Origin of the sequence: Marinomonas algicola (assembly GCF_014805825.1) — a bacterium.
Lineage (GTDB): Bacteria > Pseudomonadota > Gammaproteobacteria > Pseudomonadales > Marinomonadaceae > Marinomonas > Marinomonas algicola.
Map to the genome: position 1 here is coordinate 1,747,910 of NZ_CP061941.1, position 17,726 is coordinate 1,765,635.

Below are 17,726 nucleotides of genomic sequence, written 5' to 3' on the forward strand. Positions count from 1 at the left end.
ACCTTAGACGATGCGTTGGCGGACAATGGTGAAACCATCATCATTGACATCGATTCCATTGTGGACACAGACGGCGCGTTTGAAGCGATAGCGGAAGACAGCAACGCCAATCAAGTGACGACCGTGATTAACGACCAAACCGGAACCGATAATCCTCCGGGCACAGAAGATACTGTGTTGGTGAGCTTAACCGGCCCAGGTTCGGTGGTTGAAGGGGAAACCACAACCGATTACACCGTGTCCTTGGACACCGCGGTACCGGCTGGCAAGTCTGTGACCGTGAACTTAAGCTACACAGGCACGCAACCGACGGCACCGATTACACCGGTCAAACCAGTGTGGTGGTAACGGGGCCAGCGAGCACCGCGACCTTTACGTTAGCGACCTTAGACGATGCGTTGGCGGACAATGGCGAAACCATCATCATTGACATCGATTCCATCGTGGACACAGACGGTGCATTTGAAGCGATAGCGGAAGACAGCAACGCCAATCAAGTGACGACCGTGATTAACGACCAAACCGGAACCGATAATCCTCCGGGCACAGAAGATACTGTGTTGGTGAGCTTAACCGGCCCAGGTTCGGTGGTTGAAGGGGAAACCACAACCGATTACACCGTGTCCTTGGACACCGCGGTACCGGCTGGCAAGTCTGTGACCGTGAACTTAAGCTACACAGGCACCGCAACCGACGGCACCGATTACACCGGTCAAACCAGTGTGGTGGTAACGGGGCCAGCGAGCACGGCGACCTTTACGTTAGCGACCTTAGACGATGCGTTGGCGGACAATGGCGAAACCATCATCATTGACATCGATTCCATCGTGGACACAGACGGTGCATTTGAAGCGATAGCGGAAGACACCAACGCCAATCAAGTGACGACCGTGATTAACGATCAAACGGGAACTGATAATCCTCCGGGCACAGAAGATACTGTGTTGGTGAGCTTAACCGGCCCAGGTTCGGTCGTCGAAGGGGAAACCACAACCGATTACACCGTGTCCTTGGACACCGCGGTACCGGCTGGCAAGTCTGTGACCGTGAACTTAAGCTACACAGGCACCGCAACCGACGGCACCGATTACACCGGTCAAACCAGTGTGGTGGTAACGGGGCCAGCGAGCACGGCGACCTTTACGTTAGCGACCTTAGACGATGCGTTGGCGGACAATGGTGAAACCATCATCATTGACATCGATTCCATTGTGGATACTGACGCTGCGTTCGAAGCGATAGCGGAAGACACCAACGCCAATCAAGTGACGACCGTGATTAACGACCAAACCGGAACCGATAATCCTCCGGGCACAGAAGATACTGTGTTGGTGAGCTTAACCGGCCCAGGTTCGGTCGTCGAAGGGGAAACCACAACCGACTACACCGTGTCCTTGGACACCGCGGTACCGGCTGGCAAGTCTGTGACCGTGAACTTAAGCTACACAGGCACCGCAACCGACGGCACCGATTACACCGGTCAAACCAGTGTGGTGGTAACGGGGCCAGCGAGCACGGCGACCTTTACGTTAGCGACCTTAGACGATGCGTTGGCGGACAATGGCGAAACCATCATCATTGACATCGATTCCATTGTGGACACAGACGGTGCATTTGAAGCGATAGCGGAAGACAGCAACGCCAATCAAGTGACGACCGTGATTAACGACCAAACCGGAACCGATAATCCTCCGGGCACAGAAGATACTGTGTTGGTGAGCTTAACCGGCCCAGGTTCGGTGGTTGAAGGTGAAACCACAACCGATTACACCGTGTCCTTGGACACCGCGGTACCGGCTGGCAAGTCTGTGACCGTGAACTTAAGCTACACAGGCACCGCAACCGACGGCACCGATTACACCGGTCAAACCAGTGTGGTGGTAACGGGGCCAGCGAGCACGGCGACCTTTACGTTAGCGACCTTAGACGATGCGTTGGCGGACAATGGCGAAACCATCATCATTGACATCGATTCCATTGTGGACACAGACGGCGCGTTTGAAGCGATAGCGGAAGACAGCAACGCCAATCAAGTGACGACCGTGATTAACGACCAAACCGGAACCGATAATCCTCCGGGCACAGAAGATACTGTGTTGGTGAGCTTAACCGGCCCAGGTTCGGTGGTTGAAGGTGAAACCACAACCGATTACACCGTGTCCTTGGACACCGCGGTACCGGCTGGCAAGTCTGTGACCGTGAACTTAAGCTACACAGGCACCGCAACCGACGGCACCGATTACACCGGTCAAACCAGTGTGGTGGTAACGGGGCCAGCGAGCACGGCGACCTTTACGTTAGCGACCTTAGACGATGCGTTGGCGGACAATGGCGAAACCATCATCATTGACATCGATTCCATTGTGGACACAGACGGCGCGTTTGAAGCGATAGCGGAAGACACCAACGCCAATCAAGTGACGACCGTGATTAACGACCAAACCGGAACCGATAATCCTCCGGGCACAGAAGATACTGTGTTGGTGAGCTTAACCGGCCCAGGTACGGTGGTTGAAGGAGAAACCACAACCGATTACACCGTGTCCTTGGACACCGCGGTACCGGCTGGCAAGTCTGTGACCGTGAACTTAAGCTACACAGGCACCGCAACCGACGGCACCGATTACACCGGTCAAACCAGTGTGGTGGTAACGGGGCCAGCGAGCACCGCGACCTTTACGTTAGCGACCTTAGACGATGCGTTGGCGGACAATGGTGAAACCATCATCATTGACATCGATTCCATTGTGGACACAGACGGCGCGTTTGAAGCGATAGCGGAAGACACCAACGCCAATCAAGTGACGACCGTGATTAACGACCAAACCGGAACCGATAATCCTCCGGGCACAGAAGATACTGTGTTGGTGAGCTTAACCGGCCCAGGTTCGGTGGTTGAAGGGGAAACCACAACCGATTACACCGTGTCCTTGGACACCGCGGTACCGGCTGGCAAGTCTGTGACCGTGAACTTAAGCTACACAGGCACCGCAACCGACGGCACCGATTACACCGGTCAAACCAGTGTGGTGGTAACGGGGCCAGCGAGCACGGCGACCTTTACGTTAGCGACCTTAGACGATGCGTTGGCGGACAATGGTGAAACCATCATCATTGACATCGATTCCATTGTGGACACAGACGGCGCGTTTGAAGCGATAGCGGAAGACACCAACGCCAATCAAGTGACGACCGTGATTAACGACCAAACCGGAACCGATAATCCTCCGGGCACAGAAGATACTGTGTTGGTGAGCTTAACCGGCCCAGGTTCGGTGGTTGAAGGGGAAACCACAACCGATTACACCGTGTCCTTGGACACCGCGGTACCGGCTGGCAAGTCTGTGACCGTGAACTTAAGCTACACAGGCACCGCAACCGACGGCACCGATTACACCGGTCAAACCAGTGTGGTGGTAACGGGGCCAGCGAGCACCGCGACCTTTACGTTAGCGACCTTAGACGATGCGTTGGCGGACAATGGTGAAACCATCATCATTGACATCGATTCCATTGTGGACACAGACGGCGCGTTTGAAGCGATAGCGGAAGACAGCAACGCCAATCAAGTGACGACCGTGATTAACGATCAAACGGGAACCGATAATCCTCCAGGCACAGAAGATACTGTGTTGGTGAGCTTAACCGGCCCAGGTTCGGTCGTCGAAGGGGAAACCACAACCGACTACACCGTGTCCTTGGACACCGCGGTACCGGCTGGCAAGTCTGTGACCGTGAACTTAAGCTACACAGGCACCGCAACCGACGGCACCGATTACACCGGTCAAACCAGTGTGGTGGTAACGGGGCCAGCGAGCACCGCGACCTTTACGTTAGCGACCTTAGACGATGCGTTGGCGGACAATGGTGAAACCATCATCATTGACATCGATTCCATTGTGGACACAGACGGCGCGTTTGAAGCGATAGCGGAAGACAGCAACGCCAATCAAGTGACGACCGTGATTAACGACCAAACCGGAACCGATAATCCTCCGGGCACAGAAGATACTGTGTTGGTGAGCTTAACCGGCCCAGGTACGGTGGTTGAAGGAGAAACCACAACCGATTACACCGTGTCCTTGGACACCGCGGTACCGGCTGGCAAGTCTGTGACCGTGAACTTAAGCTACACAGGCACCGCAACCGACGGCACCGATTACACCGGTCAAACCAGTGTGGTGGTAACGGGGCCAGCGAGCACGGCGACCTTTACGTTAGCGACCTTAGACGATGCGTTGGCGGACAATGGCGAAACCATCATCATTGACATCGATTCCATCGTGGACACAGACGCTGCATTTGAAGCGATAGCGGAAGACAGCAACGCCAATCAAGTGACGACCGTGATTAACGACCAAACCGGAACCGATAATCCTCCGGGCACAGAAGATACTGTGTTGGTGAGCTTAACCGGCCCAGGTACGGTGGTTGAAGGGGAAACCACAACCGATTACACCGTGTCCTTGGACACCGCGGTACCGGCTGGCAAGTCTGTGACCGTGAACTTAAGCTACACAGGCACCGCAACCGACGGCACCGATTACACCGGTCAAACCAGTGTGGTGGTAACGGGGCCAGCGAGCACCGCGACCTTTACGTTAGCGACCTTAGACGATGCGTTGGCGGACAATGGTGAAACCATCATCATTGACATCGATTCCATCGTGGACACAGACGGTGCATTTGAAGCGATAGCGGAAGACAGCAACGCCAATCAAGTGACGACCGTGATTAACGACCAAACCGGAACCGATAATCCTCCGGGCACAGAAGATACTGTGTTGGTGAGCTTAACCGGCCCAGGTTCGGTGGTTGAAGGTGAAACCACAACCGATTACACCGTGTCCTTGGACACCGCGGTACCGGCTGGCAAGTCTGTGACCGTGAACTTAAGCTACACAGGCACCGCAACCGACGGCACCGATTACACCGGTCAAACCAGTGTGGTGGTAACGGGGCCAGCGAGCACGGCGACCTTTACGTTAGCGACCTTAGACGATGCGTTGGCGGACAATGGCGAAACCATCATCATTGACATCGATTCCATTGTGGACACAGACGGCGCGTTTGAAGCGATAGCGGAAGACAGCAACGCCAATCAAGTGACGACCGTGATTAACGACCAAACCGGAACCGATAATCCTCCGGGCACAGAAGATACTGTGTTGGTGAGCTTAACCGGCCCAGGTTCGGTCGTTGAAGGGGAAACCACAACCGATTACACCGTGTCCTTGGACACCGCGGTACCGGCTGGCAAGTCTGTGACCGTGAACTTAAGCTACACAGGCACCGCAACCGACGGCACCGATTACACCGGTCAAACCAGTGTGGTGGTAACGGGGCCAGCGAGCACGGCGACCTTTACGTTAGCGACCTTAGACGATGCGTTGGCGGACAATGGCGAAACCATCATCATTGACATCGATTCCATTGTGGATACTGACGGTGCGTTCGAAGCGATAGCGGAAAGCGCACAGAATCAAGTCACCACAGTGATTAATGAAACGGGTACACAAGACACCGTGTTGGTGAGCTTAACTGGCCCAGGTACGGTGGTTGAAGGGGAAACCACAACCGATTACACCGTGTCCTTGGACACCGCGGTACCGGCTGGCAAGTCTGTGACCGTGAACTTAAGCTACACAGGCACCGCAACCGACGGCACCGATTACACCGGTCAAACCAGTGTGGTGGTAACGGGGCCAGCGAGCACGGCGACCTTTACGTTAGCGACCTTAGACGATGCGTTGGCGGACAATGGCGAAACCATCATCATTGACATCGATTCCATTGTGGACACAGACGGCGCGTTTGAAGTGATAGCGGAAGACAGCAACGCCAATCAAGTGACGACCGTGATTAACGACCAAACCGGAACCGATAATCCTCCGGGCACAGAAGATACTGTGTTGGTGAGCTTAACCGGCCCAGGTACGGTGGTTGAAGGAGAAACCACAACCGATTACACCGTGTCCTTGGACACCGCGGTACCGGCTGGCAAGTCTGTGACCGTGAACTTAAGCTACACAGGCACCGCAACCGACGGCACCGATTACACCGGTCAAACCAGTGTGGTGGTAACGGGGCCAGCGAGCACGGCGACCTTTACGTTAGCGACCTTAGACGATGCGTTGGCGGACAATGGCGAAACCATCATCATTGACATCGATTCCATTGTGGACACAGACGGCGCGTTTGAAGCGATAGCGGAAGACAGCAACGCCAATCAAGTGACGACCGTGATTAACGACCAAACCGGAACCGATAATCCTCCGGGCACAGAAGATACTGTGTTGGTGAGCTTAACCGGCCCAGGTTCGGTCGTTGAAGGGGAAACCACAACCGATTACACCGTGTCCTTGGACACCGCGGTACCGGCTGGCAAGTCTGTGACCGTGAACTTAAGCTACACAGGCACCGCAACCGACGGCACCGATTACACCGGTCAAACCAGTGTGGTGGTAACGGGGCCAGCGAGCACCGCGACCTTTACGTTAGCGACCTTAGACGATGCGTTGGCGGACAATGGTGAAACCATCATCATTGACATCGATTCCATTGTGGACACAGACGGCGCGTTTGAAGCGATAGCGGAAGACACCAACGCCAATCAAGTGACGACCGTGATTAACGATCAAACGGGAACCGATAATCCTCCAGGCACAGAAGATACTGTGTTGGTGAGCTTAACCGGCCCAGGTTCGGTCGTCGAAGGGGAAACCACAACCGACTACACCGTGTCCTTGGACACCGCGGTACCGGCTGGCAAGTCTGTGACCGTGAACTTAAGCTACACAGGCACCGCAACCGACGGCACCGATTACACCGGTCAAACCAGTGTGGTGGTAACGGGGCCAGCGAGCACCGCGACCTTTACGTTAGCGACCTTAGACGATGCGTTGGCGGACAATGGCGAAACCATCATCATTGACATCGATTCCATCGTGGACACAGACGGTGCATTTGAAGCGATAGCGGAAGACAGCAACGCCAATCAAGTGACGACCGTGATTAACGACCAAACCGGAACCGATAATCCTCCGGGCACAGAAGATACTGTGTTGGTGAGCTTAACCGGCCCAGGTTCGGTGGTTGAAGGTGAAACCACAACCGATTACACCGTGTCCTTGGACACCGCGGTACCGGCTGGCAAGTCTGTGACCGTGAACTTAAGCTACACAGGCACCGCACCGACGGCACCGATTACACCGGTCAAACCAGTGTGGTGGTAACGGGGCCAGCGAGCACCGCGACCTTTACGTTAGCGACCTTAGACGATGCGTTGGCGGACAATGGCGAAACCATCATCATTGACATCGATTCCATTGTGGACACAGACGGTGCATTTGAAGCGATAGCGAAGACAGCAACGCAATCAAGTGACGACCGTGATTAACGACCAAACCGGAACGATAATCCTCCGGGCACAGAAGATACTGTGTTGGTGAGCTTAACCGGCCCAGGTTCGGTGGTTGAAGGTGAAACCACAACCGATTACACCGTGTCCTTGGACACCGCGTACCGGCTGGCAAGTCTGTGACCGTGAACTTAAGCTACACAGGCACCGCAACCGACGGCACCGATTACACCGGTCAAACCAGTGTGGTGGTAACGGGGCCAGCGAGCACCGCGACCTTACGTTAGCGACCTTAGACGATGCGTTGGCGGACAATGGCGAAACCATCATCATTGACATCGATTCCATTGTGGACACAGACGGTGCATTTGAAGCGATAGCGGAAGACAGCAACGCCAATCAAGTGACGACCGTGATTAACGACCAAACCGGAACCGATAATCCTCCGGGCACAGAAGATACTGTGTTGGTGAGCTTAACCGGCCCAGGTTCGGTGGTTGAAGGTGAAACCACAACCGATTACACCGTGTCCTTGGACACCGCGGTACCGGCTGGCAAGTCTGTGACCGTGAACTTAAGCTACACAGGCACCGCAACCGACGGCACCGATTACACGGTCAAACCAGTATTGGCTGGTGGTAACGGGCAGCGAGCACGGCGACCTTTACGTTAGCGACCTTAGACGATGCGTTGGCGGACAATGGCGAAACCATCATCATTGACATCGATTCCATTGTGGACACAGACGGCGCGTTTGAAGCGATAGCGGAAGACAGCAACGCCAATCAAGTGACGACCGTGATTAACGACCAAACCGGAACCGATAATCCTCCGGGCACAGAAGATACTGTGTTGGTGAGCTTAACCGGCCCAGGTTCGGTGGTTGAAGGTGAAACCACAACCGATTACACCGTGTCCTTGGACACCGCGGTACCGGCTGGCAAGTCTGTGACCGTGAACTTAAGCTACACAGGCACCGCAACCGACGGCACCGATTACACCGGTCAAACCAGTGTGGTGGTAACGGGGCCAGCGAGCACGGCGACCTTTACGTTAGCGACCTTAGACGATGCGTTGGCGGACAATGGCGAAACCATCATCATTGACATCGATTCCATTGTGGACACAGACGGCGCGTTTGAAGCGATAGCGGAAGACACCAACGCCAATCAAGTGACGACCGTGATTAACGACCAAACCGGAACCGATAATCCTCCGGGCACAGAAGATACTGTGTTGGTGAGCTTAACCGGCCCAGGTACGGTGGTTGAAGGAGAAACCACAACCGATTACACCGTGTCCTTGGACACCGCGGTACCGGCTGGCAAGTCTGTGACCGTGAACTTAAGCTACACAGGCACCGCAACCGACGGCACCGATTACACCGGTCAAACCAGTGTGGTGGTAACGGGGCCAGCGAGCACCGCGACCTTTACGTTAGCGACCTTAGACGATGCGTTGGCGGACAATGGTGAAACCATCATCATTAACATCGATTCCATCGTGGACACAGACGGTGCATTTGAAGCGATAGCGGAAGACAGCAACGCCAATCAAGTGACGACCGTGATTAACGACCAAACCGGAACCGATAATCCTCCGGGCACAGAAGATACTGTGTTGGTGAGCTTAACCGGCCCAGGTTCGGTGGTTGAAGGTGAAACCACAACCGATTACACCGTGTCCTTGGACACCGCGGTACCGGCTGGCAAGTCTGTGACCGTGAACTTAAGCTACACAGGCACCGCAACCGACGGCACCGATTACGATGGTCAAACCAGTGTGGTGGTAACGGGGCCAGCGAGCACGGCGACCTTTACGTTAGCGACCTTAGACGATGCGTTGGCGGACAATGGTGAAACCATCATCATTGACATCGAATCCATCGTGGACACAGACGGTGCATTTGAAGCGATAGCGGAAGACACCAACGCCAATCAAGTTATCACCACAATTACTGACAACGACACTCCGGCTACTATCGAAGACAGTTCTGGTGTTGTATCAGAAGAGGGTCTTAATGGAGGTATTCAGGACTCGACTGCGCTTTCTGGCTTCACTGACACATCAGATTCTAATCAAGTTCAGGGATCGTTAGCGTTAACAGCCTCTAATACGTCTGCTCTTGTTGGCGAAATCGTATTAGGCAGTTTACCTGCTGGCCTTTTATCTGGGGGTGAACCTGTTATTTGGGCTTATGATGATTCTACAGGTACGGACAATGCGGCGATTGCAATTGGTTCGTTGGCTGATGGTACCGAAGTTGTTCGTATCACACTAAATAATGGTGATACATCAGTAAATGCTGATGGGCAGACACCACAAGCAAATGTAGGTTATCTTGTTAGCCTAAGTAAACCGTTAGACCATTCAGATACAGCAGGCGAAGATACGTTTGGTTTTGGCTTCGATGTGAGTATTTCTGATGGCGTTAACCCTAGTGATACAGCTTCTATATCCATAACGGTTGAAGATGATGCGCCTGTTATTAATACTTCGGCAATTAATAATCCTGCTGTTGATATTATTATTAGTGAAACCAGTGTTACTAATTTTAAAGCCGGTTTTGAAAATCATTCCGATGGTAATAATGTTAAGTATTATGAAGTGGATAATGCTGATGATTATAAAGACAAAATCAGCTGGGGAACGACTGATTCGTCTAAAGCATCTTCTTATACTTTTGTAGATAATAGTGCGATTCGTTCTGGTGACAATGACCTGCTTGATCAGACATTCTTGTTAGGAACGTTTAGCCATAATAATTTCCCTATCAATAATGACCCCATAGACTCAGTATTTCTAAAGCTTGAGTTTGATGTAGTGATTGATGGTGTGACTGAAACGATCGAACATTCGATAAAATTAAACCACACAGAAACGAGTAATAATGGTGATGCTGAAGCAAATCGCGATATTGTCACCATAGAAGATGCGACACTAATTAAGACTATTACAGTCGGTGGGCGTAGTTTCGAGCTTGTTATTGAGGGCTTTAAAGATGCTAACGGCAATCTTGTTAACGAAATAAGAACCTATGAGAATCAAAGTAACCCATTTGAGTTATTTGCTACTGTTAAATCAACAGATGATCTCCCTGTAACTACGGGTAGTGTGAAAGAAAATATTGACTATCTTGTTGGTGCGGATGGTTCTGATACTGGTGTTGTCTGGGAGGGCGGTACTCTCGTTAATGGAGAGTATGTTATTGAAACAGATAATGGCATCTTCGTAGGTAAACCAGATGGTACTTATACCTTCACCCCAAGTAGAGAAGCCAGAAGTGAACTTGACGTTGGTGATTCTAAAGTAGTTACTCAGAACTTTAGTGTTACCGACAACGATGGTGATACGGCTAGCAGTAGTGTAACCATTACCTTAAACGGTGTTGCGAATGTAATTGCTCCTCTCGTTGCGGATATCATGACAGGTACAGAGGATGTGTTAACAGATGTCGCGGCTATCAATGGTGTGCTTGCCAATGATGGTGATAATTCTCTGACCGTTTCTAGTTTCAAAGTAGCTGGCCAGTCTGCGTTATCTGGGGAATCAATTACTATAGATGAAGGGATTTTAACCATTCAATCAGATGGTTCTTATAGTTTCACACCGACAGATAACTGGGCTGGGCCTGTTCCTGAAATTACCTATGTTACTAACAAAGGTACTAGCTCTACTCTTAATATATCTATTGAAGCGGTTGCCGATACTCCTTTGTTAGCGGTCGAGACACAAATAGATGTACAGAAAGAGCAAGTGATCAATATTAGTAATGTGACGAGCGATGATAACGGCTTTACCGTTACGGCTTTTGGTTCATCTGGAGATGAAACAACGGTTAGCACTCATTCCAACCCAAATGGTTTTGGCGTTAAGGGTGAGAACCTCAGACCTGATGGTACAAGTAATGGTGATAATTCTGAAATTGGAGGTTCAGAAACGCTAGTAGTTACCTTTGAAAATGTCGTTTCTTCTGTTGATGTCGCTTTTTCATGGAAACATTCTAATTCTTCAAACTTTAGTTCTGACGGTGAAACGGCTGAATATACTTTCTATAACGGAAATGCTGTTGTCGGAACTGGAACGAGTGTTGGAGGCAGTGATGGTGTTGACCCTGCTGTTGAGTTGAAACCTGACACTGGTGCTGAATTCGATAAAATTGTCTTTAGTGCGCCTCGTGCTGGTGATGACTATCTTATCAATTCCATTACCTTCGATAAAATGGAAAGTGAGGTTGTTACGGGATCGATTATCGTAGATGAAGAGTCATCTATTAAAATTGATATTACATCCAGTTTAACGGACACAGATGACTCTGAAACGCTAACCGTCGTATTGGAAGATATTCCGGCTGGTTTTACTCTTACAGACGGCAGTAATACATTTACAGCAGATACTACTACAACAAGTGTTGATATTACCGATTGGGCGATGAGTGATTTATCGTTACAAACCATTGATATTGATAATACGACTTCCTATACGTTGAATGTTGTCGCATCATCAACTGAATCATCAAACAATGTTTCAAGTTCTACTGAATTGCCAATCGAGATTACTGTTAATGCAATGCCTGATAATAATGGGGTTGTTGAAGGTGTCTTGGTAGACGGTATAGTTGAAGGTGTGGTGTATGTTACGTCTTCTGGCTTAAGCGGATTAACGGATGAAAATGGCGCTTTCGAATATCGAGAAGGGGACTCAGTAACTTTTAAAGTCGGTAATGTTGTGCTTGGAAGTGCTAATGCGGATGACCTTTCCAAGGGCAATGTCTTCTTACAAGATATTGCTGACGTATCGCGTTCTGATTTGAATAATGAGTACGTTGAAAACATGGCGGTATTCTTACAATCATTAGATTCCGATGGTAATGCTGATAATGGCATTACCATATCAAATGCCGTTCATTTAGCATTTGAAAATTCTAACCTTGATTTACGAAGTGTCTCAGAAGATGAGCTTAAAGCAGTGCTTTTGAATGTAAGTGATACTTACATTGATGAAGCTGACGCTATGGCCCATGTTAAGAGTATGTTACAGAAATACGGTAACCAGACAGAGTTTGATAACCATACTAATGATTCAATTGTTAAAGCCACGCTAGCGACATCTTTCATTAGTGGGTTACGCTATGAAACTCAATCGGGTGAAAGTGGCGACATTAATGATGGTGTATTTACTTATGATTCGGCTGGTGATGATGTCATTACTCTCTTCATTGGTGAAACCAAAGTTGCTGAGTTTAATGCTAATAGCATTAGCTCAGATGGTCTTATTACTTTTGCTGGGGCGGCTTTCTTATTTACCCAAGAAGAGCTTGTACTCTTACTTGAGTCTGATGAGTTAGAAGCAACACTTGAAGAGATACTTCAAGCACGAGCTGTCTTTGAAGAGCTTGTTGAATCTGTTGAAGAAAGTGAAGTCTCTGAAGAAGATAAAGTCACTGTAGAAGGTGATGTCTCTGAAGAAGATAAAGTCTCTGAAGAAGATGAAGTCTCTGAAGAAGATAAAGTCTCTGAAGAAGATAAAGTCTCTGAAGAAGATAAAGTCTCTGAAGAAGATAAAGTCTCTGAAGAAGATAAAGTCTCTGAAGAAGATAAAGTCACTGAAGAGGATAACGTCACTGAAGAGGATAACGTCTCTGAAGAAGATGAAGTCTCAGAACAGGATTTCTTTATTCCTGAAAATAATGATGCTTTATTCTCTGAAGAAGATGAAACTACTGAGGAAGAGTCGTTATTTATAATGGGTGAAGATGAGCAAAGTAATCTTCTTCAGTTTAATAGCGAAGAGGAAGCCCTGGATGTCACAGAGCTCCTTGTAGGCGCTGAAGATGAACCTTCTGATTCCGATGATCCTGATGCAATTAAAGCGTTCCTAGAAACTCATGTTACAGCAAGTGAAGGAGAAGTTCAGGTAGATGGAGAGCCTGTTGCTAAAGACTCTTCTGAGTTTGCCACAGGTGATACCGGAGGTTCAGTCACTGTCATCTTTAATGACCAATCTCACGATATAAATCCGGATGGATAAATACAGGCTTTTATAAGTCAAAGACCCGCTTAGGCGGGTCTTTTTTTAGGTGAATTCATAAAAACACCCTTGTTTTGTAGGTAATTCACTCGTCTTTTAGTAAACTCGATGTTAATAAAATAGAACTAAAACAAATATATGTGATTGGGATTAAATGCATTATGGTTAGTCGACCATCTCTTGAAACCGCTCAAGCTTCAGAACCAGACCGCTTTGTTGAGCCTTTGGAGTTAGGGAAAAGAGTTAAAGAAATTCGTTTAACGAAAGGCTGGACTCTTGAAGAGGTTAGCAAAAGAACTGGGATAGCTCGTTCAACGTTATCAAAGATTGAAAACGATCAAGTCTCACCTAGCTTTACTATTGTGCAAAAGCTGATTAATGGTTTAGAAATGGATTTACCACAGCTTTTTGTTGAAACCAGCGAGCATTCTATTTCAGGTCGTAGGGATGTAACTAAAAAAGGTAAAGGGGTGCCTCATCCAACGATTACTTATGAGCATGAATTATTGAATTCAAGCATAAGTAGAAAAAAGATGGTACCTTTCAAAACCATTATTCGAGCCCGCTCGTTTTCTGAATTTAAAGAATGGGTGAGGCATGATGGAGAAGAATTTTTATTGGTACTTTCCGGTAGTGTGAGTTTTTTCTCCGAATTCTATGAACCAATTGAATTACATGAAGGCGATAGTGTGTATTATGATGCAGCAATGGGGCATGCTGTTGTTTCAAGTTCAGTCAAAGACGCTGAAATACTGTGGGTTGTTGCACGCTAAAATTAATAAATAGAGAGGTAGTAAACAGGTTATGAAAATGTGGGATATAGCAAGTTGGAGAAATAAAGAAGCGTTACAGCAGCCAAATTATCCAGATATGGAAAAACTGCGTCAAGTCGAGAAAATGCTGTCGGATGTTCCTCCTCTTGTTTTTGCTGGTGAAGCGCGTCAATTAAAAACAGCGTTGGCATCTGTCTCAAAAGGCGAATCATTTTTATTACAAGGTGGTGATTGCGCAGAAAGTTTTGCCGAATTTCATGCTAATAACATACGAGATACTTTTAAAGTTATGTTGCAGATGGCCGCCGTGCTTACTTATGCTGGTAAATGCCCAATTGTTAAGGTTGGACGCATGGCCGGTCAGTTTGCCAAACCTCGATCGGCCGATACTGAAGTGATTGATGGTATTGAATTGCCAAGTTATCGTGGCGATATTATCAACGGAATCGATTTTACAAAAGAAGCACGCATTCCAGATCCAGAAAGATTAATGCAGGTGTATAACCAAAGTGCTGCTACTATGAATTTACTTAGGGCATTCTCACAAGGAGGCTTTGCTGATTTGCATCAAGTTCATAGATGGAACCTTGATTTTATTGCTAACAGCCCTGCCGGTGAACGCTATGAAGATATTGCCGCTAAAATTGATGATGCGCTGCAGTTTATGGACGCTTGTGGAGTCGGTGCAGGAGCCAATCAATTAAAAGAAACTGAATTTTATACTTCACACGAAGCATTGCTACTGCCCTATGAGCAAAGTCTGACTCGTCAAGATAGCTTAACAGGCGATTGGTATGACTGTTCTGCGCATATGTTATGGATTGGCGATCGTACCCGTCAATTAGACGGTGCGCATGTCGAGTTTTTGCGAGGCGTGAAAAACCCAATAGGCGTGAAAGCAGGGCCTAGTATGGATCCTGAAGACTTGTTACGGTTAGCCGATACATTAAACCCTGAAAATGAACCTGGGCGTTTAAATATCATTGTTCGTATGGGGGCGGATAAAGTTGCAGAAGGAATGCCTAAGCTTATACAAGCGGTTAAGAGAGAAGGGAAAAATGTTGTATGGAGCAGTGATCCTATGCACGGCAATACCATAAAAGCGTCAACTGGCTATAAAACCAGAAGTGTGAGTAGTGTGTTGCGAGAAGTAGAGCAGTTCTTTCAAGTTCATAAAGCTGAAGGTACTTATGCTGGCGGAGTGCACTTTGAAATGACCGGTCAAAATGTGACTGAGTGCGTAGGTGGGGCATTTAAGGTTACTGAAGATGATTTGGCAAGTCGTTATCATACTCATTGTGACCCTCGGTTAAATGCGGATCAGTCCTTAGAATTGGCTTTTATGATCTCTGAGTCTTTAAAAAAAGCTAGGGCATAGCGCACTGGTTTTACGTGATGTTTTAGACATAAAAAACTCTCTTGAGTCTTTACTTAAGAGAGTTTTTTTATAGATGTTAAACAGGACTCATTACATTTGAGATTGTAGGTAGTTTTCTAATCCTATCATTTTAATTAAACGAAGCTGCTGTTCTAGCCAGTAAGTGTGATCCACTTCCGTATCTTCAAGTAATTTCTCTAAGATTTCACGAGATTGGTAATCTTGCTCTTCCTCACAAATTTTAATGACTTTTTTGAGTTGTGCACCAACTTCGTATTCGATACGTAAATCGCTTTCAATCATTTCTGTCACATTTGAGCCAATTGCTAAACCATTTCGTGTTACCATGTCTGGTATACCTTCCAAGAAAAGCATTCTTTCAATTAATAGCGCGGCATGGCCTTTTTCGTCTTCTACTTCATGGTCAATACGTTCGAAAAGTTTCGTTAATCCCCAATCATCATACATACGAGAGTGAATAAAATATTGATCCATTGCGGCAAGCTCCATTGCCAGTAATGAATTTAATCCATCAATAACTCGTTGGTTACCTTTCATACTTTTCTCCACATTTATAGTTTACTTTGTAAGTAATTTTCAATTCCTACCTGTCTAATCAAGTGCTGCTGCGCTTCAATCCAGTCTAAATATTCTTCTTCAGATTCAAGTATTTCTTCAAGCATATCACGGCTTACATAATCTGATTGTTGTTCACATACCGAAATCGCTTCACGAAGGACAGTAAGTTGGTCAGTCTCGAAGTCTAAATCACACTGAAGCATTTCTTCAGTATGTTCACCAATTCGTAATCTGTCTAGGTGTTGAAGATTCGGTAAACCTTCAAGAAACAAAATGCGTTCTATAAGTTCATCGGATTGCTTCATGTCCTTGATAGACTTTTTATACGACTTGGAATTTAGCTCGTTAATCCCCCAGTTTTTGTACATACGAGCATGTAAAAAGAACTGATTAATTGAAGTAAGCTCAGCTGTTAGTACTTTATTCAGTATTTTTAATACTTGCGGATCACCTTTCATAACTTTCTCCTAAGATGTATCAAGAAACGATATAGGATAAATAGCTGTATTTCAAAGACAAATAAGTGTTGGAGCGTTTTTTTTAAAGATATTGAAAAAAAAGGATTGAAATATTATATGATGAGAATTATTATCGCTATATATGATAATCATTATTAATTACACTATCATGTAGGCTATTAAAATGTTCATTTGTATTTGTAATGCAGTTACTGACAACCAGATTAAATGTGCACTGGATAAAGGTGCCAAAACCATGTCTGATCTACATAAATCGCTTTCTGTTGGAAGTTGCTGTGGTAAGTGTGTTCGACCAGCTCGAGACATAATGAAGCAACATAAACTCAACAAAAAAATAGATTCTCTCTCATATAGAGTAGCTTAAATATCGGTAATTGTTTTACTTTACCAAGGTATCGGCTCAGCTTTCCAGTCCAGAAAAGCCACCTCAGAACTTGGCTGGCCATTAAAATTATTATTCTGGATTTTAAAAAGTTGTTTAGCAACAAATTCTGCAGTAAACAACTTACCATCAGGGACATTTTTTTGGAAAGGTTTTGACAGCTTGGTGTTAGTTGTGCCTGGATGAAACAAAATTAATTTTGTGTTTTTTGATTTCCTTGAAATTTCAATTGCAGCAGATGTAAACAACATATTAAGCGCGGCTTTTGATGCTCGGTAACTATACCAGCCCCCCAGTTTATTATCCCCAAGACTACCAACCCTAGCACTAAGAGCGATTATAGTGCACTTTTGCGTTTTGTCTAAGAGCGGCATGACACTGGCTAAGCACAGCATAGGTATTAAGGCATTGCTATTCATCAATCCATTAAAGTAATCATAGTCAAGTTCTGACAATTTCCTTTCTGGCATCTTATTTTCCATATGCAGTTGCCCATTAAAGATGATGACTTGGCTTACAAAAGAATTTGTCAAATTGATTTTCTGGGTAATTTTTGAGAGGCTTTCTTTTGAGTAGTCTGTCTCGTAATGACTAAGCTTTAGATTTTCGTAAATCGTATGCTCATTAGGCGTTCTACTCAGGCAGATCACCTGTAAAGACTTGTTTTGATTATTTAGCTCTTCAATATAGGCTTTAGCGATACCGCTGCTTGAACCAAATAAAATAATTGTTTCGTTCATCATTT

11 protein-coding genes are annotated in these 17,726 nt (G+C 47.3%); 8 read left to right on the forward strand and 3 right to left on the reverse strand.

Annotated features, from left to right (window positions below):
- Positions 1-15: 15 nt before the first annotated feature.
- From IEZ33_RS07945 to IEZ33_RS07975, 7 genes are all read left to right on the forward strand, one after another.
- Complete coding sequence (locus tag IEZ33_RS07945; protein ID WP_191603143.1) at positions 16-348, forward strand: hypothetical protein; 333 nt, start codon at positions 16-18, stop codon at positions 346-348.
- Positions 339-7,235, forward strand: a complete 6,897-nt coding sequence (locus IEZ33_RS07950; protein ID WP_191603144.1) for a beta strand repeat-containing protein — start codon at positions 339-341, stop codon at positions 7,233-7,235. The genes IEZ33_RS07945 and IEZ33_RS07950 overlap by 10 nt, the downstream gene beginning before the upstream one ends.
- Positions 7,226-7,399, forward strand: a complete 174-nt coding sequence (locus IEZ33_RS07955; protein ID WP_191603145.1) for a hypothetical protein — start codon at positions 7,226-7,228, stop codon at positions 7,397-7,399. Before IEZ33_RS07950 ends, IEZ33_RS07955 begins: the two co-directional genes overlap by 10 nt.
- 82 nt (positions 7,400-7,481) lie before the next feature.
- Positions 7,482-8,033: a hypothetical protein gene (locus tag IEZ33_RS07960; protein ID WP_191603146.1), complete on the forward strand. Its 552-nt coding sequence runs from the start codon at positions 7,482-7,484 to the stop codon at positions 8,031-8,033.
- 17 nt (positions 8,034-8,050) lie between these two features.
- Complete coding sequence (locus IEZ33_RS07965; protein WP_191603147.1) at positions 8,051-13,390, forward strand: beta strand repeat-containing protein; 5,340 nt, start codon at positions 8,051-8,053, stop codon at positions 13,388-13,390.
- A gap of 161 nt (positions 13,391-13,551) precedes the next feature.
- Complete coding sequence (locus IEZ33_RS07970) at positions 13,552-14,163, forward strand: helix-turn-helix domain-containing protein (RefSeq protein WP_191603148.1); 612 nt, start codon at positions 13,552-13,554, stop codon at positions 14,161-14,163.
- Positions 14,164-14,194: 31 nt separating this feature from the next.
- The gene (locus tag IEZ33_RS07975; protein WP_191603149.1) at positions 14,195-15,541 is read left to right on the forward strand and encodes a class II 3-deoxy-7-phosphoheptulonate synthase; all 1,347 of its coding nucleotides are present in this window, start codon (positions 14,195-14,197) and stop codon (positions 15,539-15,541) included.
- Positions 15,542-15,631: 90 nt separating this feature from the next.
- Here IEZ33_RS07975 and bfr (IEZ33_RS07980) read toward each other — a convergent pair whose 3' ends face one another.
- Together bfr (IEZ33_RS07980) and bfr (IEZ33_RS07985) are read right to left on the reverse strand one after the other, a co-directional pair.
- The gene (gene bfr / locus IEZ33_RS07980) at positions 15,632-16,099 is read right to left on the reverse strand and encodes a bacterioferritin (RefSeq protein ID WP_191603150.1); all 468 of its coding nucleotides are present in this window, start codon (positions 16,097-16,099) and stop codon (positions 15,632-15,634) included.
- Between the two features lie 14 nt (positions 16,100-16,113).
- Positions 16,114-16,578 carry a bacterioferritin gene (gene bfr / locus IEZ33_RS07985; protein ID WP_191603151.1) on the reverse strand — a complete coding sequence of 155 codons (465 nt, stop codon included), beginning with the start codon at positions 16,576-16,578 and terminating at the stop codon, positions 16,114-16,116.
- Positions 16,579-16,762: 184 nt separating this feature from the next.
- On the opposite strand from bfr (IEZ33_RS07985), the gene IEZ33_RS07990 reads away from it, so the two are divergent.
- Entirely contained in the window at positions 16,763-16,963 is a 201-nt protein-coding gene (locus IEZ33_RS07990; RefSeq protein WP_191603152.1) for a (2Fe-2S)-binding protein, read from the forward strand.
- A gap of 20 nt (positions 16,964-16,983) precedes the next feature.
- Here the strand turns inward: IEZ33_RS07990 and IEZ33_RS07995 are convergent, their stop codons facing one another.
- Positions 16,984-17,724: an SDR family NAD(P)-dependent oxidoreductase gene (locus IEZ33_RS07995; protein ID WP_206696918.1), complete on the reverse strand. Its 741-nt coding sequence runs from the start codon at positions 17,722-17,724 to the stop codon at positions 16,984-16,986.
- Between the last annotated feature and the right edge of the window lie 2 nt (positions 17,725-17,726).